Raw genomic sequence first — 20,363 nt, forward strand, 5'->3', positions numbered from 1 at the left:
GGACGGTTGGACTCGCGTCCATGGAGTCCGGGGGCCGCGCCGGGCACGGCCTTGGGAAACCTGTCCGACTGTCGGACAGGTTCAGGCCGCTTGAAGCCTGAGGTCGCGCTGTCCCGGCAGGCGACGCGGACGGTTGGCCTCGCGTCCATGGAGTCCGGGGGCCGCGCCGGGCACGGCCTTGGGAAACCTGTCCGACAGTCGGACAGGTTTCGGCGCTTCGTCTTCCGGGGGGCCGCTTCACGGCACCGACGGCCTCACCAACTCCTGGAGACCCGCTCAGCGGGCGTCCGTGCTGCGCCGGCCCCAGCGGCTGACGCCGTCCCAGTCCTCGGGCGGCGGCGTCTGGATGAGGCGCTGGCAGCGCTGGACGTAGACGCGGGCCACCGGGTCGCCGTGCTCCACGGTGCAGCGGCGGAACAGCTCCTGGGCCACGATGAAGTCGCGCCCGTAGTAGGCCGTGAGGGCCTTCTCGTAGAGGGCGATGCCCGCCTGCTTCTCCGGGGAGAATTCGCCCCGGCGGCCCAGCAGCTCGTGCACGCGCACGGGCTGGGGCCGGTCTCTCAGGAGCACGCGGTCCACCTCGCGGAAGACGTAGGCGTCGCTGGCGAGCTGCGCGGTGGCCTGCCCCACCAGCATCTGGGTGCCGTACTCCTTGTTGACCGCCTCCAGCCGTCCGGCCATGCCCACCGCGTCGCCCATGACGGTGTAGTTGGACTTGAGCTCGCTGCCCATGTCGCCCACCAGCAGGTCGCCCGTGTCGATGCCGGCGCGCACCGACAGCCGGTGGCCGAACTGCTTCTCCCAGAGGGGCTGTTTCTGCGCGAGCGCCGCCTGGAGCTTCAGCGCCGCCTCACAGGCCAGGTGCGCGTGGCGGTCCGTGCGCACGGGCGCGCCCCAGAAGGCCATCACCGAGTCGCCGATGTACTTGTCCACCTGCCCCGCCGTGGCGCGCACCACGGCGGTCATCTCCGTGAGGAAGGTGTTGAGCAGCGGCACCAGCTGCTCCGGCGGCAGCGCTTCCGACAGGCGCGTGAAGCCCTCGATGTCGCAGAGGTACACGGTCATCTGCCGGCGCTCCGGCTTCATCAGGCTCACGTCGCGCGCCACCAGCCGCGCCACGTCCGGGCTCACGTAGCGGCCCAGCGCGCTGTGCACGAACTCGCGCACGTCCTGCTCCGTGCGGAAGGCGTAGAGGGTCGTCACCAGGAACGCGAGCCCGCCGGACCACAGCGGTCCCGCGACGGCGATCCACACCTGGTCATGGACGAAGACGTAGCCCGCCGCGCCCACGTAGCCCGCCCCGGCCGCCACCGCCACGCAGACGAAGAGGAAGGCGCCACCCACGGAGCGTAGGAGCCAGCTGAACGACAGCGCCAGGAACGCGCCAATGAACGCGAGCCCCATGGTGGCGAGCATGTCCACCCGGGGCGGCGCGCGGGTGATGCCGTTTGACGCGAGGATGTTGGCGAGCGCCTGGCCCAGCACGGCGCCGTTGGCGATGCCCGGCCCGATGGGCGTCACCCGGCGCTCGGGGGCGTAGCTGCTGGTGTTGGTGAGGATGACGGCGCGGCCGTCCAGGTCATGGTCGAAGCGGACGGGCCGCGCCTCCTGCGAGTCGAAGAGGTTGAGCAGCACGTTCCACGCGCGGATGGAGCGGGCGAGCGGGCCGCGCGCGCCGCGGGTGGCCGACGGGGCCTCCCAGCGCAGGAGGCTGTAGCCGGCCGCGTCCATGGGCACGGAGTACTTGTCCCCGATGTAGAGGCGCCCGTCCGCGTACCGCAGCTTCTGCGTGCCCGCGAGCCTCATGGCGGCGGCCAGGGGCAGCGAGGGCAGGACGTAGCGCTCGCCGCCGCGCGGGCTGTACGCGACGAGGTGGGGCACTCCGCGCACCACGCCGTCGGGGTCCGCAGGCAGCGTGGTGGCGCCGTAGCCGCTCGCCGGGCCGAGCAGCGGTGTCACCGGGTGCTGGAGCTGGCGCACCTCCAGGAGCTTCTCCGGATCCAGCCCCTGAACCTGCACGGAGGCCAGGGCGAGGAACAGGTCCGACGGGGCCACGCGGAAGGCGTCGTCCGCGGCGCGGCGCTCCTGGATGGACGCGGCGGCGGTGCCCATCTGCTCACCCAGGCTGCGGCCCTCGCCCTCGTCCGCGACGCCGGCCCAGACCTCCAGGGCCTTGCCGGCGGGGATGAGGAACGCGGGGCGCTGGAGGGCGAGGACGGACTGGGCGCGGGTGCGGGCCTCGGTGACGCTGGGGTAGCTGCCCAGGCGGACGCGGTAGGGCCACAGGCGGCCGGTGGGCGGCAGCGTGCGGGTGCCCTCGGCGCCCCAACGGAAGGCGAGCACGGAGTGGCCGGGGTCCTGGTCCAGGAGGGCGCGGAGCGCGTCGTCGTCCTGGGACAGGGCGCCCCGGCCCGAGCGCGTGGGGGTGACGCAGGCGCGGGGGCTGAGCTCCGGGTAGGCGAAGTCCAGCATCACCACGGAGGCGCCCTCCTCCACCAGCCGGTGGACCATGCCTCCCATGACCTGGCGCGGCCACGGGTACGCGGCGATGTCCGCGCGAGGGCCCTGCTGGGCTTCGGCGAGCGTGTCGTCGTCGATGGAGACGAGCACCACGCGGTCTGAGCGCTCGGACACCTCGCCCAGCTGGCGGATGCGCCAGTCGTAGAAGACGCGCTCGCCGCCGTCGAGCCAGCTCGAGAGCCCGTCGATGAAGCCGGAGGGCGACAGCAGGGGCGCGGGCGTGTCCTCCGGCCGTATGGGGCCGGTGACGCGCTGGGAGACAAGCAGGCCCAGCAGGCAGCCGAACAGGGCCGCCATGGCGAGCGAGAAGCCGAGCCGGTGAAGGAAGCGGCGACCAGAGGAGTGGATGCGGAGGCGTTGCACGAGCGGCGTGCAGGATACTCCGATGGGGCCTCGCGCCCATGGGCAACACGCGCGGTATGGTTGGCCGCCGTCACCCGTGCCCCGTTCAAGAGAGTGCCCATGAAACGCCTGTTGCTGTCCGCCCTGGCCACCGTGTCCCTGCTGTCGCCGCTCGCCTGTGACCTGGAGAAGACGACCAACCAGCTCAAGGCGGACCACGTCATCGTGGGAACCCTGCTCGCGACGCCGCAGGTGGACGTGTCCGCGTCCGCGATGGCGGGCTACGACGCGGGGACCTTCGGCGGGCCGGACGGCGGGGATGTGGTGAGCTTCCCCGGGCAGACGGCGGCGTTCGTGTTCTTCGGGACGAAGTCGGGGGAGAACTCGCAGCCGCAGGGCCTGAGCGGGGCCACCGTGACGCTGAACGCCGGGAGCGCGGCGGGTGTGCCGCTCAACGGCCAGGGCGGCGGCAGCTACGGCGTGACGAGCGACTCCACGGACGACCTGAAGTACGCGTCCGGCGCCACCTATTCGTTCTTCGCGGAGCAGGGCGGGACGAAATACGAGGCGAGGGTGGAGGACGCGCCGACGAAGGAGGCCATCCCGAAGTTCCACCCGGAGGAGGGCTTCGTGCGCATCAACGCCAACACGGCGTTCGAATTCGACCGGCCGGCGCCTCCGGCGAACCAGGACCGGACACTGGGCTTCGTGACGGTGGTGCCGCTGGGGGCGAACGGGGAGAAGGGCCAGGCCACCTACTCGAACGTGCCCACGTCGCCGGTGGAGTTCCTCCAGCTGGCGGCGACGCCCGCGACGTTCCGGGAGGCGCGCGTGACGATTCCCGCCACGGCGTTCCCGAACCCCAAGCAGACCTACCTGGTCATCTTCCAGGCCGTGCGCATGGGCGGCCCGGAGTCAGACAACCTCTTCCTGGGCAGCGTCGTCCTGGCGGGCACCGCGGAAGTGGGCATCGTCCGGACGAACTGAGCAGCGTGGGGCGGGCTACCCCGCCTCGATGTCCAGGCCGATGCGCTCCTCCAGCTTGAGGCGCAGCAGGTGGCCCGCGAAGCGCTCCGACTCTTCGCGGGTGAGGATGCTGCGGAAGTCCGGGCCGTCCGCGATCTCCACCTCCATCACGGCGCCGCGCTGGAGGAGGCGGAAGAAGTCCTCCCCTCCCCCCGGCCTGGGCACGCGCAGGGGGATGAACCCCTTGAGCGGCACGACGTCCGTGCTCGCGTCGATGACGCGCAGCAGGCCCGGCGCGTCCGGGCGCACGGCGTCGGAGGCGACGGACTCCTCCGCGTAGAGCGGCGCGGGCGGAAGCGACAGGTCCTCGGTGGAGTCATCGAAGAGGAAGCCGTAGCGGGACGGCACCCGCTGCGTGAGCAGGTAGCAGAGCAGGACGGCCTCATCCGGCTGCACGCGCGCGACATGGAGGATGGAGCGCTCCGCGCCCACGCGGCGCAGGAGCAGCGTGAGGTGCGGTTGGCTGCGCTGGAGGTAGCGCTGGACGCGGTCCAGCAGCGTGGTGCGGACCTCCGTGAACGCGGCCTGATAGCGGGCTTCGCTCTCCGCCTCGCGCTGGGAGACAGCGTCGCGCGCCCTGGCGAGCCTGGATTCCGCGTCGCGCAGGAAGTCGCTGGCGGCGCCCTGTGGCTGGAGACCCGGAGTCGCCGAACCAGAGTCCATGCCCGCGGCACGCACCGCGCCCAGCAGGAATGAACCCTGTTGCGTGAGCCGGGCCTGCTCCTCGCGGAACTGGATGACGGAGGCCGCGTGCCCGCGCTTCAGCTCCGCCCAGGCGTCGTAGGCGGACTCCAGCGTCTCCAGCGCGCGCAGCTGTCCCAGCGCACCGTCGGGTCCGGAGGCCCACGGCGTGTCTGTGTTTCGCGCGGGAAGCGCCGGGGATTCATCCACGGCGGGCACATCCACGGGAGTGTCATGTCTCGGTGGCGGTCTCGTCCCGGGCGGCTTCTTGCTCATCGCCTCGCATCCTAGGCCATCCGCCCTCCCCCTCCGCTGGAAACACGAAGGCCCCTCCCCGCCTGGAGCGGGAAGAGGCCCGTGTGCGAATCAAAGACGCGCCCTGGAATCAGGTCGTCCGCTGGCCCGGCGGCACCGTGGAGCCAGCGCCCTGCTGGCCTTCCGTGCCGCGCGCGTTGTTGATGGCCGTGGCGAGCTTGTCCTGGCCGCCCTGGATGCGCTGGCGCAGGTCACCGCGCAGCTGCTGGCCCGGCTTGTCCGCGAGCAGCAGGCCCACGCCCACGCCCACCAGCACGCCCGCCGCGAAGATGCCCAGCGCCGGCAGCGCCGTCTCCGCCGTCGTGCGGCGCGTCTCCAGGCCGATGAGGTCCAGCACGTCGTCCCGGTCCAGCTTCTTCAAGTCCTTCAGGCTCAGCATGTCCGACTCCAGGGAAATGACTTCGGGGGAAAGACGCGGGTTGCTTCGGAAATCCTAGACGCTGCCCGAGGGCGGCGTGCCCCGGCCCGTCTGATAGCCCTGGAAGGCGGACTCCGCCATGCCCAGCAGCTCATCCTTCACGAAGGGCAGCGCGGCCAGCCGCACACCCAGCTTGAGGATGCGGCCGGTCAGCGGCGTGAACAGACCGCCGCCCAGCACGTAGCCCACGCCCACGGCGATGGCCAACGTGCCATAGGGGTTGCGCTCCACGCGGCCCTTCAGGTCCAGCGTCTGGCCCAGGTCCGCCACCGCGCTGCGCGCGTTGTCGATGAACTGCTGCGCGTCAGAGCCCAGCTGATCCACGCGCTGGCCGAAGCCCGCGTCGTCGCCGTGTCCCGCCGTGCCGTTGCCCGTCGTGCCCGAGTAGTTCGTCATGTCCGTGCTCCCTTTCAGGCAACCGGTTAGCGGGACGCGATGCGGCCCACGATGAAGCCCACCGCGATGGCGCCCAGGAGGCACGTGCCCGGGTTGGCCTTGATGAACCCGACGACCTGGTGGTTCAGGTCCACCAGGTTCTGCCGCGCCTCGTCCATGTCCGGCAGCTGGTCCTGAAGCTGCCGCGCCCGGTCTGCCATCTGCTGCGGATTGATTTCCATGGAAGCCCTCTGCTGTGCGTTCGTTTTCCGATTGTGTCTTGAAGCTTCTGCATCCGGACCCGCTGGCGCAGCTTCAGCGCCGCGAGCCCACCAGGTAACCAACGAGGAAGGCGGTCCCCACGCAGGCGTAGGGATGCTTGCGCACCCACTGGCGCCAGTCGGTGACTTCCGCCACCTCCACCTTGAGCGCGCTCACCGACGTGGCCAGGTCGGCCCGGGTGCGCTCGATTTCCTCGCGAAGCGCCGCGCTCGTGCGCGGCAGGTGTCCATTGCTAGCGGCCATCCCGCGGCTCCTTGAAAGCCATTCCCGTCGTGTCCTTCAGCGTGTTCACCCCGGGCGCCGCGGCCACCCGCGGCTGCGCCGAGGTGAGCGCCGCCATGCTGCGCGACAGCTCGCTCACGCTGTCATCCATCATCTGGCGTGACTTCATCCGCTTCACCGCGCGCAGGATGCCCAGGCCGCCGCCCACCAGGTTCACCGCGCCCACCAGGGCCAGCGCCCCGCAGATGAAGGCGTACCCCACGAGCAGGAAGGGCACGAACACGGCGATGCTCGCCACGTCCAGGCCCATGGCCTTCGCGTCCTCCGCCAGCTCCACGCGCGCCAGCTGGAGGTGCTGCGTCACCAACCGACTGAAGCCGTCCGCCATGCGCCCGACGAGCGCGGCGACGCCGCGGTCCGTCTGTTCACTACCCACGTGCATGCGCTCTCCGGCCGACGCTCACGTCCCTGTGCGCGTGGGCGCCAACCTAGGCACCCCACCTCCCCGCGACAACCACGGCGCGAGGAATTTGTCCGGCGTTCGCAAGCGTCGGCCACTCAACGCGAGAAACCACCGGACCCACGAACGAGCCTACCGCAAGCCCACACCCCTAGCCGATCAGCTGCACCGGCGGTGCGACAGGCGGCTGCACGGCGATGGGCGCCTCGAAGCGCATCACCAGCGGCAGATGGTCCGACGCTACCCGGCTCAGCGGCGAGCGGTGCGGCGTCACCGACACGGGCCGCACCCCCGAGTCCACGTAGATGCGGTCCAACCGGAACAGGGGCAGCCGCGTGGGGTACGTGCGCGCGGCGGCCCCCAGCTCGAACGCGGCGTCGTGGATGGCCTCGCGCACGAGCGACGACACCGGCCCGTTCCCCCAGGAGTTGAAGTCCCCGCACACCACCATGGGGTCCTTGCGGGCCGCGTCGCGGAGCAGGTCGGCGGACAGGAGGAGCGCTTCCTGCCGCCGCCGCTCGCTCACGGACAGGCCCAGGTGGAGGCAGAAGACGTGCAGCTGCTGCCCTCCTCCCAGGTCCAGGTCGCACCGCAACGCGCCCCGGGGCTCCCGGCGCGGCACGCTCAAGTCATAGTTCTTCGACTTGAGCACCGGCAGCCGGCTGAGGATGGCGTTGCCATACCGGCGGCCGTTGCGGACCACGTTGGGTCCGAAGGCCATGTGCATCCCGAGCATCTCGGCCAGGTGCTCGGGCTGGTCCTCCCGGGGCGTCTTGCCCCGGAAGTCCCCCACCTCCTGCAGGGCGATGATGTCCGCGTTCACTTCGCGGAGCACCGAGCCCACGCGCTCCAGGTCGAAGGCTCCGTCCACGCCGATGCCGGAGTGGATGTTGTAGGAGACCAGGGTCAGCTCCACGCGTCGTTCACCCTCCCCTTCTTGCTCAGGCGGGAATGATGCGGCGGGCCGCCAGGCGCACCGCCGCCAGGGGCAGCGACGCCAGCCGCTGCATCGCCGAAGCCACGTCACCCACGCCGGTCCGGATGGCCTTGAGCTGCCGGCGCGCCTCGTCGATGAGGTCCGGCAGACGGCCCTGCTGCACCGGCCGCTCCTGGGTGGGCGGCAGCGCGCCGATGGGCGCCGTCGTCCCGATGACGGGCGACGCGGCCGCCTTGCGCTGCTTCTTCGTGGCCCCGCTCACACGCGACACCGGTCCGTGGGAGAACTTGGCGTCCGCCTCCGGACGGGCCAGCTCCTCCAGCTGAAGCTCCATCTTGCGCGCGGTGAGGATCTCCTCCGTCTGCGCGTGGCTCTTGCCGTAGTGGATGCCCTCGTGTTCGTCCACCGGCACCCGCGACGACTGGGCGAGGTGCGCCTTGTCGCGCTGACGCAGGCTGCGCTTCTGCGGCGGCAGGGTCTTGGGTACCTGGAAGTGGTCGAAGCTGTAGGAGCGAGGCATGCGCGCCCTCCCTTTCGAAATTGATGTGCTGCGTTGATGTGGGAAAGCTAGGGAGCCCCTCGCCGTCCGTAACGCCTTGACATGGGGAGTTCTGGCACGGCTGCCTGCCGCACGTCCGGCCAGGAACACCCTTTCGCCTCCGAGGGCACCCAAGTACCGGCAATGGCACACCTCCGGAGCTCGCCTCCGGGACGGGCGGCCAGACGTCCAAGAGGAGGCATCCAGCCGGGCCCTTTCGGCCAGAGAAGCAGCCAGCCAACACGCCCGACACCGCCGCGGGAAGGTTCCGCGCGCGCGTGGTGTAAAGAACGGCCCATGCCCGCCCGGAACCCTCCCGCCGTCCGCCTCCTCGTCCTCTCCCTGCTCGCCTCCGGGTCTCCGGCGCTCGCCGCCGCCACGCCCACCGCCTCCTCCGCGGTGGTGACGGGCAGCGTGCCGGGCTCCACGGCCACGCCCTCCACGTCGGGCCTCCGCGCCCCGGGCGCGCCCACCCAGGGCGCCGTGCACCAGGGAGAGCTGGCTCCGCTGAAGGTGGCGCCCGTGGGCGGGCCGCACCTGTCGCTCCAGCCCGCCAACCCCAAGCCGGGCGACCCGGTGCTGGTGACGGTGAGCGGCGCGTCCTCGCTGCCCACGGGCACGATCGCGGGCCGGCCCCTGCGCTTCTTCGCGTGGAACAACGGCTACGCGGCCCTCACCAGCCTGCCGGTGGAGCAGACGGAAGGCACCGTGGCGGTGGACGTCACGGCCCCCGGGCGCGGCCTGCCGGTGCTGCTGTCCGGTGTGCTCAACGTGAGCGCGCCGGGCTTCCGCGAGCGCGAGCTGCGCGTGGCCAACAAGTACGTGAAGCCGCCCAAGGCGGTGAAGGCGCGCATGGAGGCGGACCGCAAGGCGTTCGCCGCGGCGTTCGCGCAGTCCTTCCAGACGCCGCTGTTCGGCCAGAACTTCGCATGGCCGCGCGAGGCCACGGTGACGGCGCCCTTCGGCGACCGCCGCTCGTTCAACGGCAAGCTGCAGACGCAGCACTTCGGCGTGGACCTGGACGGCGCCACGGGCTCGCCGGTGGTCGCGGCCAACGACGGCACGGTGGTGATGACGCGCGAAAACTACGCGTCCGGCAACACCGTGCTCGTGCACCACGGCGCGGGGCTCTACACCGCGTACTTCCACCTGTCCCGCATCGACGTGAAGGACGGCGCGCAGGTGAAGCAGGGAGATCCGCTGGGCCTGGTGGGCAGCACCGGCCGCGTCACCGGACCGCACCTCCACTGGGGCGTGAAGGCGGATGACCGCTGGGTGGATGGCCAGACGCTGCTCAAGCTGGACTTCACCGGCGCGCCGGAAGCGCCGGGCGTGGCCACCAACGCGCCCGGCATGGGCAACCCGTAGCGCGCCGCGCGGCCTTCTTCAGCCGCGCTTGGGCGCCCGGGCCCTGGGCGCGGCCTTCTCCCGCTTCAGCGGGGCCGCGTCCTCCTGAGGCTCCTCGCCCTTCGGAAGCTCGTGCTTCGCGGGCTCCTGCTTCGCGACGTCCGCCTTGGGGGACGCGCCGCTGAGCAGCACGCCGTGGAGGAACGAGTCGGCGATCTGCGCCTTCGCGCGCTCGAGCATCACCGTGTCGCGCGCGTCCGCCAGCCCCACGACGAAGGCGGTGAGCCCCATTTCGATGGAGCCGAAGAGCAGCGCGGACGCGAGCAGCGGATCCACGTCCGGGCGCAGCTCCCCCGACTCCTTCGCGCGGGTGAACATCTGCGCGCTCAGGCGGATGACGTCCACGAAGGCCGTCTGCCGGTTGATGCGGGCTCCGGCCGGTGAACGGGCAATCTCGAGAATGAGCACCTTCACCGCGCGGGGGTCCACGCGGTAGGCCTCGAAGGCCACGTCCGCGATGCGGCGGACCTTCTCCACCAGCGGCCCCTCGCTCTCCGCGACGGCGCGCGCACGCGCGATGAAGCCGCTCCAGCCCGTCTCGAAGACGGTCTCCAGCAGCTCATCCTTGTTCTTGAAGTAGTGGTAGACGAGCCCGTACGCGACGCCCGCCTCCTTGGCGACGTCCGCGATACGGCAGCCGTGGTAGCCCTTGCGGGCGAACACGTCGATGGCGGCCCGCAGGATGGTGCGGCGGCGCTCGCTCTCCCGCGTCCCGCTCTCCGGCGCCGTCTTCTGCTGGCCCACGCGTCCTCCCACGGCTGGTTGATTCAAGAATCAGCCAGCCACGCTACGGACGCGGGGCTCCGGGGTCAATCCTTACGTGGGGCCCTCCGCCGCGCCGGGGGGGAGGCGGGCGGAAGGGATACGCACGGGGAAGAGCCCTCCCCGGGAGGGGATTCAGGCCGCCGAGCCGTTGAACATCACGCGGGCCACGCCGAGCAGGCGGTCCACGTCGCGCGCGTTGAGGCCGCGAGCGCGGGCGAAGTCAGACAGGGGACGCAGCAGGTCCTCCGTCTGGGCGGGCGTCTGCTCGGTGCCCGTGAAGAGCTCACCGAGGCTGACGCTGAGGGCGTTGGAAAGGGCCGCCAGGGTTTCCACGTGGGGCACGCGCTCGCCGCGTTCGATCATCGACAGGAAGGACACGCTGATCTGCGCTCGCTCCGCGAGCTCTTCCTGCGTCCATCGCTCCGGGCGCTGCGTGCGAAGCTCGCGAATGCGCTGGCCAATTCTTTTTCCGAGATCCGACACGAAGTACTTCTCCTCTAGGGGGGATGTTTCCGAGGTGTGTGCAACGCTCGCGTACGGCGGGTGATTCCTATCCTCCCGACCCGAAGGATCCGAATCCGGCCACACTCAAATTCACGCCGGCGAATTCCGGCGTCTGATTGCGCCGCAGGATCACAACCCCTTCGATACGCCAGCAGTCACAGGCGGGTCCATACGACACGCCAAAGGTCTGCTGTGCAAGGGGCTGACTTTCCTGGGTAATCAGATCCTTATAAAGCGGCTGCACCAGTGCTTCGTATCGCAACCCGAGCCCAAATCCGAGCTTGATTCGCGTACCGACAGTGAGAGCCTGTGCCCGTTCGGTCGGAGAGGGGTCGAGTTGGTCGTTGTGGGACGGGAGGGGACGAGGTGCGTCTCCCACCAGCATGTCCACCCCCCGGCGCGCGAAATCGGGTCCTTGTGCCAAAGGATCCAACCCACGATCAATTGACAATTGTTTCACGGCCAGCAGGTCGTCGTAGCGCGCGTACAGCGCGTTGCCCTTGCCGTTGTCGATGGTGAAGTCGGCGGACAGCTGGGTGATGTCGAGCGTCGTTGGATCCATGCGCACGAGCCCGCCCGCGGTGAGGACGCCGGCGCTGGCGGACAGGCGCGCGAAGGTGTCGCGCAGCACGCTGCCCTGCACCATGTCCCGGCCCGCGACGGGCGCGATGCGCGACAGGTCGAAGCCCTGGCCGATGCGCAGGCGCAGCGGTTCGCGGGTCGTGGGCCCCTTGCGCACGCGCAGCGTCTGGTCCACGGCGACCACTGCGTGGAGGAAGCCGCGCACGCTGCCGTCGGACTGGAGCGGCACCGCAGAGTCCCACTCGTCATAGATGAGCGGCACGGTGCCGGTGCCAATGCCGTTGAGGGCGGTGAGCCCGTGGCCCCAGCCGCCGGGCACGTAGCGCAGGTTCACCGACGGGGACAGCGTGTGCCGGTAGAGCGTGTCCCGGTCCACGAAGGTGCGCGCCAGCTGCGAGTCCAGCGCCAGGTCCGCCAGCGCATAGCCTCGCGCGGCGGTGCGGCCGGAGACCTCGCCCACGGACACGTCCTGGCGCAGCCCCACGGAAGGCGTCAGCCGGCCCCAGTTGCCCAGCCCGTAGGACGTGGACAGGCGCGAGGCCAACGCCACGCGGTCACGGCCCTCGCGCTCGGTGGGGTCCAGGCGGCCGTTGCCCTCCAGCTCATCGACCACGGCCGCGGCGTCGGGAGGCGTGCCCTCGGGGCGCCAGAAGCCATTGAGCGAGTAGAGCCCGTCGGAGCCGTCATCCGCGAAACCGCCGCTGCGCAGGGGCGCCAGCCGGGTGTACTCCACCTGCATTCCACCCATCACGCGCCCGCCGAAGAGGGGCCGCTGCGGCAGGGCCAGGGTGATGCCCGGCAGGCGCTGGAACGTCGTGGGACCGTGGGGGGTCCTGGCGACGTTGTCCGTCGTGGCCTCGGCGGGGATGGTGTTCGTCTGGAAGAAGCGGAACGGGTAGCGCAGGTCCTGGCGCAGCGACACGTCCAGCCCCAGGTAGCGGTCGTCGCGGCGCTGGTACACCACGGCGGTGCTGCGCAGGTAGTTGGTGTTCTGCACCAGCAGGTCGGCGGTGAGGTCGCGCGTGTAGAAGCCGTCCGACACGAAGTACGCGTCCACGCGGTCGTGCCAGCCGTCGCCCATGTCCTGCGTGTGCTGCCAGGACGCCTCGCCGCGCAGGCCCCGCTTGTCGTCCAGGATGGCGCCGGAATCGGTGCCCCCTTCGCGCATGAACAAGAAGGTGGTCGGATTGAGCCGGGGCCGCAGGTCGTAGAGGAACCCCAGGGTGGCGCGGCCCCGGGTGCGGTCGCTGGGGACGTAGCGGAATTCGGTGAGCAGCCGCGGTCCCTTCACGCCGTTCAGACGGGGCTCGAAGATGGGGTTGCCCGCCGCGTCCACCCGGAGCGTGTCGAGGTCACTGCTCCCCGTGTAGATGCCCGGGGTAAAGGTCAGGTCGTAGCTCTCCCCCAGCGTGAGGAAGACGGGCTGTTCCAGCGAGAAGCCGTTGAGGCCGGAGTTGGCCGGACGGGGGATGAGCAGGCCGGAGCGGCGCTCGGCCAGGGGCAGGTACAGCCACGGCAGCGCGAACACCGGCACCGAGCGCACGTACACCACGGGCCAGGTGAGGATGGCGCGCTCGCCCATCTTCACGTTGGCCTCCTTCGCCTCCACGCGCCAGCTGGGCTCGCCCGGGCCGCACTGGCACGGGGTGAAGGCCAGACCATCCACGGAGAAGGCCGTCTCCCCGGTGCGGCGGATGCGCGTGCCGCTCATGAGGACGGGCGTCTCCCCCATCTTGCGCAGCTCGTCCGGCGTCTTGGCGGCCTGGAGCGCTTCGGGGGTGACGCCCTTCTTCTGCATGAAGAGGCCGCCCTTCACGTTGGCCTCGTTGGTGCGCAGGTCCACGCGCACGTCGTCCGCGATGGCGGCCATCAGGCCGCTGACGAACATCACGTTGCCAGTGGCGGTGGCCACCTGCGTGGCCTCGCTGTACGTCACTTCATCCGCGCGCAGCACGTTGGGGCCGCTGCGCAGCTCGCAGTGGCCTCGGGCGGTGAGGATGTCGTTCTCGAAGACGACGTAGTCGGCCGCCAACTCCACGACCTCGCCGGTGGGGAGTTCCACCTGCGTGGCCAGCGGAATCTGGGCCGACACCCAGAGCGTCAGGACGACCGGGGCAAGGAAGGTCATGCGGGAGGCGTGGGCGGTGGGCGCCGTGCCGGCAACGGCGCCCGCCCCGTCCTACCGGCCCGGGCGCGGGAAGTCGAGGGTGATGAGGCCGCCTTCCTGGCGTGTCTCATAACGAACCCCCTGCTTCAGCTGGATGACGACGCGCACCGTCTGGCCCGCGCCGGAGAACGCCTCCACCCGCGACACGGCCGACGGGAAGAAGTGCGTGTCCAGGGGCAGCGTGTTGTTGGACTCCACCACGCGCGTGTTCTCCAGCTCCAGCACCACCTGTTTGCCGGAGGTGCTCACCGTGTAGCGCACCGGCTCGTTGGTGCGCACGAAGACGCGCGAGCTGTCCGACTGCTGCTGGAAGCCAATCTGCGTCATCGTCTTGCGGCGCGACGACACCGTGCCCCCGCCGCTCTCGCGCGACTCGGCCGCGGCGCTGCCCTGGCTGGGGCGGGCGCGCGACTCACGGGCCGCCAGGGCCTGCTCGCGGCGCTCACGGGCCTCCGCCGCACGCTGGCGCTTCTGGTCGGCGGCGGCCTCGCGGGCCGACTGCTGCTCCTCGCGGCGGGCCTGCGCGGCGGCCTGGCGCTCCTCTTCCTTCAGGCGCTTCGCCTCGGCAGCCGTCTGCGCGGCGGCGCGCTTCTGCTCCACGGCCGTCTTCGCGGCGGCCTGGCGCTCCTCGGCGGCGGCCTGCGCGGCGGCGCGCTTCTCGTCCGCGGCGGCCTTGGCGGCGGCCTTCGCGTCCTCCTCCCGCTGGCGCTTCTGGTCGGCGGAGGCCTGCGCGGTGGCGCGGCGCTCATCCTCGGCGCGCTTCGCGGCGGCCTGGGCCTCCTCTTCCTGACGCTTGCGCTCCGCGGCGGCGGCCTGCTCCGACGCGCGGCGCTCCTCGTCCTGGCGCTTCGCGGAGGCCTGGGCCTCCTCCTGGCGCTTGCGCTCCGCGTCCGCATCCGCCTTGGCGCGGGCGGTGGCCTCGGCGGCGGCCTTCTCCTGGGCCTCGCGCTCCGCCCGGGCGGCGTCAGCGGCGGCCTTCACGGCCTTCTCCTGCGCCTCCCGGTCCGACGCGGCGGCGCGGGCCGCGTCCTGCGCGTTCGAGCCGGCCTGGGTGTTGGCCGCGGTGGCCCCTTGCGCGGGGGTGCCCTGCCCTTCCGTGGGCGTGACCTGCGCGACGACCGCGCCGCCCCCGCTTCCCAGGACCTTCACCACCAGCTTGTTGCCGGAGGTCTGGATGTCCGTCTCCACCTCGCGCTCATAGCCGATGAGGATGCGCGCGATGGACGAGGACTCCGTGCCATAGGCCTGCGTGCGGATGCCCGTCACGGTGCCGTTGCCCACCGGCAGCTCCTCCGGCACGTCCTTGAAGACGGCGCCGGACACGTCGATGACGAGCCGGGGAGGGTCCGTCATGGTGAAGCTGTTGAAGTCCGCCTTCTTGCTGCCGGAGATCTCCACCGTTCCGCCGCTGACGGTGACGGACGTGATGGTGTTGTAGTCCACCGGCTGCTGAGCCAGCGCCACCAGGGGCACCAGCCACAACCCGAGCAGCGACACCGCCAAGCCCCTCATCGACCACTCCCGTGACATGCGTCAGAAGACAGACGCGCACGAAATTATCACGCACCCAGGTGGCACCAACTTTTCAGTCTGGCCGGAACGTCCGCGCTTCAACGCAAGCGCGGCAGGGCCGGCGAGCGCGTGCGGTGCGTGCGGGTGTATTCGATGAGGTTCTTGATGTCGTAGCAGATCTGCCGGATGTCGTGCCCCATGGTGAGCTCGACGTGGCTGTTGCCCTTCACCGGCCGCCACAGCAGGTACTCGCTCTTCGCGGCGCGGTAGACGCTGCGCGTGGACTCAACAGAAGCCAGCGGATCCAGGTCCCCGAAGATGATGGCCATGGGGATTTCAATCTTCCCGAAGCCGCGCTTGAAGTCGTAGTCCGTGCGGTAGCAGACCATCTCGCCGCGGCGGATCCACCGGGCGAACTGTTCAATCACCTTGCGGGGCTCCCGCTCGCCGCCCTCGCGCAGGAGCCACCGGATGTCGTCCCGGCTGACGCGTTCGGTATTGATGAGCCGGTTCAGCTTGCGCGTGAAACGCTGATACAGCGCGGACTCGTCCGCTTGCGACAGCTGGCGCTCCACCCACTTGAGCACCACGTCCACCGGCACCGCGTTGAACACGAGCGGCTTGGGCACGTCCGGCTCCAGGCGCTTCTGGAGCGCGGGGCTGAAGGCGCCCGCCCCCTTCGCCAGCAGCGACCGGCCCAGCGAGGACGCGCGGCGGTTCAGGTTCAGTCCGCCCAGCGTCAGGTCCACGGCGCTCGCGACGAGCGGTGAGCCGTGCGCCAGCGCGCGCAGGAGCATGAAGCCGCGCCCCAGGTCCGCGGGCGACCCGATGGTGATGAGGCCCTCGAAGTCGTCGTGGATGCCGGCGTAGCCGTAGCCCAGCATGCCGCCCATGGAGTGGCCGCAGTAGAAGACGCGCTCACGGCGGGTGATGCGTTTGACGCCGGAGACGGCCGCCGGCAGGTCGTAGAGGAAGTAGCTGTCCAGGTCCCAGCCGTAGTCCAGGTCCTGCGGCAGCGGGCGCTTGAAGCGCTCCGCGCGCTCCTTCTGGAAGGCGATGGAGCTCTTGCCGTGCCCGCGCAGCTCCAGGATGTGGATGTCCACGCCGAAGAAGAGCAGGTTCTTGACGAACTGGCCGCTCGTCCACGTGTGCCGGTTCTGGGAGAAGCCGTGCACCAGCAGCAGCGGCTCACCGAACAGCGGCTGCGCGAACGCCTGTTTCACCGGCCGGTAGCGCGTGATGACGAGCGACCAGCCGTCCGCCGTCTCCACCACGTAGTTGGTCTTGGAGTACAGCGCCCGGAAGTCGACCTCGTCGACGGTGGGCATCGGAGGTCCCGGGAGCGCTGATCTCCAGTCCGGCAGGCGCATGTCGCAAAGTTACTGCTGCTACCGCATCGCGCCAAGGCTTCGGTCGACCCATCGCTTCACGGCGCCTACCAGGAACAGTGAGCCTGTAGCGAGTACCACGCCGTCCGGACGACCCACTGCATCGGTTCTCGCTCCGGCAAGGGCCTCCTCCAGGGAGGAGTGCGCGACGACCCGTGAACACAAAGTCCGTGCTTCAGCGATGTATCGCTCCGGGGCAAGCGAGCGCGGCGTGTCCAGCGGCGTGAGGTGAACAGAGGCCGCCAGCGGAAACAGGGCTCGCATCATCGGCCCCCGGTCCTTGTCCGCCACCACCCCGAAGACGAGGTGCAACGGCCGCCCGGCATAGAGCGAGTCCAGGGCCTCCAGTAGCACCGCCACGCCCGCCGGGTTGTGGGCGCCGTCCACCACCACCGTCGGCTCCTGGGACACCTCCTCCAGCCGCCCCGGCCAGCGCGCCGTGGCCAGCCCCTCGCGCGCGGCCTCCGGCGTCACCGCTACGCCCCGGGCATGGAGGGCCTCCAGACAGGCCAGGGCCACCGCCGCGTTCTGGTGCTGATACGGACCGCGCAGCGAAATCGTGAGGCCGTCGAGCGACCAGGCGGGTCCCCGGTAGAAAAGCGTCCCATCGGACCCGAGGTCGATGCCGAAGTCGCGGCGCTCCACCTGGACGGGCACGGCGAGCTGCTCCGCGCGGCGCAGGAGCGCGTCCAGGGCCTCCGGCTCCTGCCGGGACAGGACCACCGGCACGCCGAACTTGAAGATGCCGGCCTTCTCCCCGGCGATCTCCCGGAGCGAGTGCCCCAGGTACTCCATGTGGTCGAAGGACACGGGGGTGACGCACGTGACGACGGGGTTCGCGGCGGTGGTGGCGTCCAGCCGGCCGCCCAGGCCCGTCTCCAGCACGGCCACGTCCACGCGCTCGCGGGAGAAGTGCCAGAGCGCGACCACGGTGCCGAACTCGAAGTACGTCATCGGGTCCGACAGCGCGGAGGGGTAGCGCTCCAGGACCTCCAGGATGCGCTGCCCGAAGACGTCGTCCGGGATGTCCTCACCGGAGACGCGGATCCGCTCGTTGACGCGCACCAGGTGCGGGGACGTGTAGAGCCCCACACGGTGGCCGGCGGCCTCCAGCGCGCGCGCCACGAAGGCGCAGGTGCTGCCCTTGCCGTTGGTGCCGGCGACGTGCAGCGCCGGGTAATCCCGCTCCGGGTGATCCAGCGCGGCGAGCGCGTCCCTCACCCGCTCCAGCCCCAGCTTGATGCCGGAGGGGTTGAGCGCCTGGAAGAAGCGCAGGGCCTCTTCGGGGGTGCGGGGCGCGTCCATGGGTGGAAGGCCCGCCGCCCTACCCCAGCATGCCGAGGATCTGGCCCAGCTTCGCGCGCAGGTCCTTGCGGTGGACGATGGCGTCGATCATCCCGTGATCCAGCAGGAACTCCGAGCGCTGGAAGCCCTCCGGCAGCTTCTGGCGGATGGTCTGCTCGATGACGCGCGGGCCGGCGAAGCCGATGAGGGCCTTGGGCTCCGCGAGGATGATGTCGCCCAGCCAGGAGAAGGACGCGGCCACGCCGCCCGTGGTGGGGTTGAGCATCACGGAGACGTACGGCTTGCCGCTGGTGCGGAAGCGGGCAATGGCCGCGGACGTCTTCGCCATCTGCATCAGGGAGAAGATGCCCTCCTGCATGCGCGCGCCGCCGGAGGCGGAGAACACCACCGCGGGGCACTTGAGCTCGAAGGCGCGCTCGAACACGCGCGTGACCTTCTCACCCACCACGGAGCCCATGGAGCCGCCCATGAACTCGAAGACGAAGGAGCCGATGGAGACGGGGTGGCCTTCGATGCGGCCCACGCCGGAGATGAACGCGTCGTTCTCCTCCAGGTTCTTGCGCGTGGACTTGAGCCGGTCCTTGTACTTCTTGGAGTCGGTGAAGCCGAGCGGGTCCTGGGGCTCCAGCGCCTTGTCGAACTCCTCGAAGGAGTCCGGATCCAGCGTGGCCGCCAGCCGCGCGCGAGCCGTCCAGGCGTGGTGGTGCTCGCAGTGCATGCACACCATCCAGTTCTTCTCGAGCTCCTGGCGGTAGATGATCTCGTCGCACTGCTCGCACTTGGCCCAGAGCCCCTGCATGCGGGAGGGCTGGGGCTCGGCGGCTTTCTCTGCGTCGACGGCGATGCGGGGCTTCTTGGAGAACCAGGCCATGAGGCCCGGGGGTTAATCCGCCCGTCGCGGGCCGTCAATACCCGCGTACGCCGCGCCGCGGCACGTCCCTAGAACTGGAACGTCTCGCCCAGTTCCAGGACGTTCACGGGCAGCGGGGCCAGCTCCTTCTTGAGCTGGGTCACGAAGGCGGGCTTCAGGTGGTAGAGCATCACCTGGGCGCCGTTGCGGTCGAACTTGCGCAGCTCCGAGCCCACGGTGGCGGGCGTCAGGTGGCCGGAGATGTCCGCCAGGGCCTGGAGGCTGTTGGGGAAGCTGGCTTCCAGCAGCAGCGCCTTCAGGTTCTTCGTGGCGTTGAGCGCCTTCCACAGCTTGTCCGTGGGGCCGGTGTCGCCGCTCATGGCCAGCGACGTCTTGCCGTCGCTGATGATGAAGGCGCACGACTCCACGGGGTGGCTCACCGGCACGCTCTTCACGGTGTAGGGGCCCACCTGGAAGGTGCTGCCGGCGCGGAAGGTCTTGATGGCCAGGACGGGCTTGTGGCGCGTGGGGATGCGCGTGAAGTCCGGCCACAGCGAGTTGTTGAACATGTTCTCGCGCAGCGCTTTCGCGCACTCGCGGGAGGCATGGATGGTGACGGGCTTGTCCCTGCGGCCGATGACCAGGTCGGCGAGCAGCGGCAGGTCCTTCACATGGTCGAAGTGGCTGTGGCCGACGAGCACGTCGTCCACCTTGCAGAGCTGATCCAACGAGAGCGTGCCGGTGAGTGCGCCCGCGTCGAGCGCGAGCACGTCGTCCACGAGGAAGCAGGTGCTCCTGCACGTGGGAAGCTCGCCGCCGTGGCACCCGAGGACTTGCAGCTTCACGCTAGAGGTCTCCGAACTTCCACTTCATCTCGAGGTAGTTGAGGAAGTCATGCAGCCGGGCCGTGTCGTACACGGTCACCCTGTCACCGCTGCGCTCGATGAGGCCCGCGCGCTCCAGGCGCTCCAGCATGCTGCGCACGGCGGGCTCGCCCACGCCAATCTGCCGGGGCATCTCCCGGATGGCGAAGTCCACCTCCACGCCCTCCTCCAGCGGCCGGCCGCGCGTCTGGCAGGCCTGGAGGATTTGATGCACGACGCGGCTGGCGGGGTCGCCGTGGAGCAGGTTTTCGATCTGGGCGTCCGCCTCGGAGAGGCGCTCGGCCAGCTTCTTGATCATCCGCACGGCGATCTCCGCGTTGCCGCGGATCATCGCCTCGAAGGTCTTGGGGTCGATGACGAGCAGCTTCGCGTCGTCATGCACCACGGCGGAGGCGTTCCGGGGCTTGTTGGAGATGATGGCCATCTCCCCGAAGAATTCGCCCGGCCCCAGGACCGCGAGCACCTTCTCCACGTCGCGCACGCGCTTGGAGATGGCGATCTTCCCGGACTGGATGACGAACATCTCCTTGCCGATCTCTCCCTCGCGGAAGAGCTCGGTGCCCTTGGGGAACTCCTTGCCAAAACGTTGAAAGAGGGTTTCCTCGGCGCCCATCTGGCCCGCGAGTCAATCAGCCCCCACCCCACCGGTCAAATATCCCAGACCGATATCGTGCGGGCGCCCGAGGGCAGTGCGCCGCCGCAAACCCGACACGTCCCATCCGAGGCCCGAGACAGGGACCCCCGGGAGGGGTACAAGGCCGGCCCGTGGGAACGACCTACAAGCAGTCCGGAGTAGACATCGAGGCCGGCGACGCGTTCGTCGAGAAGATCAAGCCCCATGCCGCGCGCACCACGCGCCCTGAAGTCCTGGGCGGGGTGGGTG

At 70.3% G+C, this 20,363-nt stretch carries 20 protein-coding genes and 1 pseudogene; 3 read left to right on the top strand and 18 right to left on the bottom strand.

The window, feature by feature from the left end:
* Positions 1 to 276 precede the first annotated feature (276 nt).
* Positions 277 to 2,883: a CHASE2 domain-containing protein gene (locus D7Y21_RS21130; RefSeq protein WP_370038977.1), complete on the bottom strand. Its 2,607-nt coding sequence runs from the start codon at positions 2,881 to 2,883 to the stop codon at positions 277 to 279.
* Between the two features lie 99 nt (positions 2,884 to 2,982).
* On the opposite strand from D7Y21_RS21130, the gene D7Y21_RS21135 reads away from it, so the two are divergent.
* Complete coding sequence (locus tag D7Y21_RS21135) at positions 2,983 to 3,849, top strand: hypothetical protein (RefSeq protein WP_120566525.1); 867 nt, start codon at positions 2,983 to 2,985, stop codon at positions 3,847 to 3,849.
* Positions 3,850 to 3,864: 15 nt separating this feature from the next.
* On the opposite strand, the gene D7Y21_RS21140 is transcribed toward D7Y21_RS21135, so the two are convergent.
* The 8 genes from D7Y21_RS21140 to D7Y21_RS21175 form a co-directional block, all read right to left on the bottom strand.
* Positions 3,865 to 4,845 carry a hypothetical protein gene (locus tag D7Y21_RS21140; protein WP_233612225.1) on the bottom strand — a complete coding sequence of 327 codons (981 nt, stop codon included), beginning with the start codon at positions 4,843 to 4,845 and terminating at the stop codon, positions 3,865 to 3,867.
* A gap of 109 nt (positions 4,846 to 4,954) precedes the next feature.
* A complete protein-coding gene (locus tag D7Y21_RS21145) occupies positions 4,955 to 5,263 on the bottom strand; it encodes a YtxH domain-containing protein (protein ID WP_120566524.1) in 309 nt (102 codons plus the stop codon).
* 54 nt (positions 5,264 to 5,317) lie between these two features.
* A complete protein-coding gene (locus D7Y21_RS21150) occupies positions 5,318 to 5,698 on the bottom strand; it encodes a hypothetical protein (protein ID WP_120566523.1) in 381 nt (126 codons plus the stop codon).
* Positions 5,699 to 5,724: 26 nt separating this feature from the next.
* The gene (locus tag D7Y21_RS21155; RefSeq protein WP_120566522.1) at positions 5,725 to 5,919 is read right to left on the bottom strand and encodes a hypothetical protein; all 195 of its coding nucleotides are present in this window, start codon (positions 5,917 to 5,919) and stop codon (positions 5,725 to 5,727) included.
* A gap of 73 nt (positions 5,920 to 5,992) precedes the next feature.
* Entirely contained in the window at positions 5,993 to 6,202 is a 210-nt protein-coding gene (locus tag D7Y21_RS21160; RefSeq protein WP_014398114.1) for a DUF3618 domain-containing protein, read from the bottom strand.
* Complete coding sequence (locus D7Y21_RS21165; RefSeq protein WP_121715324.1) at positions 6,192 to 6,623, bottom strand: phage holin family protein; 432 nt, start codon at positions 6,621 to 6,623, stop codon at positions 6,192 to 6,194. Before D7Y21_RS21165 ends, D7Y21_RS21160 begins: the two co-directional genes overlap by 11 nt.
* 169 nt (positions 6,624 to 6,792) lie before the next feature.
* Positions 6,793 to 7,557, bottom strand: coding sequence for an endonuclease/exonuclease/phosphatase family protein (locus D7Y21_RS21170; protein WP_014398116.1), 765 nt, complete (start codon positions 7,555 to 7,557; stop codon positions 6,793 to 6,795).
* A 25-nt stretch (positions 7,558 to 7,582) separates the two neighbouring features.
* Positions 7,583 to 8,098, bottom strand: coding sequence for a hypothetical protein (locus tag D7Y21_RS21175; protein WP_120566520.1), 516 nt, complete (start codon positions 8,096 to 8,098; stop codon positions 7,583 to 7,585).
* A 315-nt stretch (positions 8,099 to 8,413) separates the two neighbouring features.
* On the opposite strand from D7Y21_RS21175, the gene D7Y21_RS21180 reads away from it, so the two are divergent.
* A complete protein-coding gene (locus D7Y21_RS21180; protein WP_121715326.1) occupies positions 8,414 to 9,484 on the top strand; it encodes a M23 family metallopeptidase in 1,071 nt (356 codons plus the stop codon).
* An 18-nt stretch (positions 9,485 to 9,502) separates the two neighbouring features.
* On the opposite strand, the gene D7Y21_RS21185 is transcribed toward D7Y21_RS21180, so the two are convergent.
* From D7Y21_RS21185 to D7Y21_RS21225, 9 genes are all read right to left on the bottom strand, one after another.
* Positions 9,503 to 10,267 (bottom strand): TetR/AcrR family transcriptional regulator, encoded by a 765-nt coding sequence (locus D7Y21_RS21185; protein WP_120566560.1) that lies wholly within the window; start codon positions 10,265 to 10,267, stop codon positions 9,503 to 9,505.
* A 153-nt stretch (positions 10,268 to 10,420) separates the two neighbouring features.
* On the bottom strand, positions 10,421 to 10,771 hold the full coding sequence (locus D7Y21_RS21190; RefSeq protein ID WP_014398120.1) for a helix-turn-helix domain-containing protein: 351 nt from the start codon (positions 10,769 to 10,771) through the stop codon (positions 10,421 to 10,423).
* Between the two features lie 67 nt (positions 10,772 to 10,838).
* The gene (locus D7Y21_RS21195) at positions 10,839 to 13,502 is read right to left on the bottom strand and encodes an LPS-assembly protein LptD (RefSeq protein ID WP_121715328.1); all 2,664 of its coding nucleotides are present in this window, start codon (positions 13,500 to 13,502) and stop codon (positions 10,839 to 10,841) included.
* A gap of 51 nt (positions 13,503 to 13,553) precedes the next feature.
* The gene (locus D7Y21_RS21200) at positions 13,554 to 15,053 is read right to left on the bottom strand and encodes an AMIN domain-containing protein (protein WP_199735468.1); all 1,500 of its coding nucleotides are present in this window, start codon (positions 15,051 to 15,053) and stop codon (positions 13,554 to 13,556) included.
* A gap of 98 nt (positions 15,054 to 15,151) precedes the next feature.
* Positions 15,152 to 16,423: an alpha/beta fold hydrolase gene (locus D7Y21_RS21205; protein WP_120566516.1), complete on the bottom strand. Its 1,272-nt coding sequence runs from the start codon at positions 16,421 to 16,423 to the stop codon at positions 15,152 to 15,154.
* Positions 16,424 to 16,441: 18 nt separating this feature from the next.
* Entirely contained in the window at positions 16,442 to 17,746 is a 1,305-nt protein-coding gene (locus D7Y21_RS21210) for a folylpolyglutamate synthase/dihydrofolate synthase family protein (RefSeq protein ID WP_199735469.1), read from the bottom strand.
* A 19-nt stretch (positions 17,747 to 17,765) separates the two neighbouring features.
* A complete protein-coding gene (gene accD, locus D7Y21_RS21215) occupies positions 17,766 to 18,617 on the bottom strand; it encodes an acetyl-CoA carboxylase, carboxyltransferase subunit beta (RefSeq protein ID WP_120566515.1) in 852 nt (283 codons plus the stop codon).
* A gap of 68 nt (positions 18,618 to 18,685) precedes the next feature.
* Entirely contained in the window at positions 18,686 to 19,441 is a 756-nt protein-coding gene (locus tag D7Y21_RS21220) for an MBL fold metallo-hydrolase (protein ID WP_120566514.1), read from the bottom strand.
* Between the two features lies 1 nt (position 19,442).
* Positions 19,443 to 20,093, bottom strand: a complete 651-nt coding sequence (locus tag D7Y21_RS21225) for a Crp/Fnr family transcriptional regulator (RefSeq protein ID WP_014398127.1) — start codon at positions 20,091 to 20,093, stop codon at positions 19,443 to 19,445.
* Between the two features lie 152 nt (positions 20,094 to 20,245).
* Between D7Y21_RS21225 and D7Y21_RS21230 the strand changes: the two are divergent.
* Positions 20,246 to 20,363, top strand: a pseudogene (locus D7Y21_RS21230) (phosphoribosylformylglycinamidine cyclo-ligase); the annotation flags it as partial.

The organism is Corallococcus sp. AB045 (assembly GCF_003668895.1).
Lineage (GTDB): Bacteria > Myxococcota > Myxococcia > Myxococcales > Myxococcaceae > Corallococcus > Corallococcus coralloides.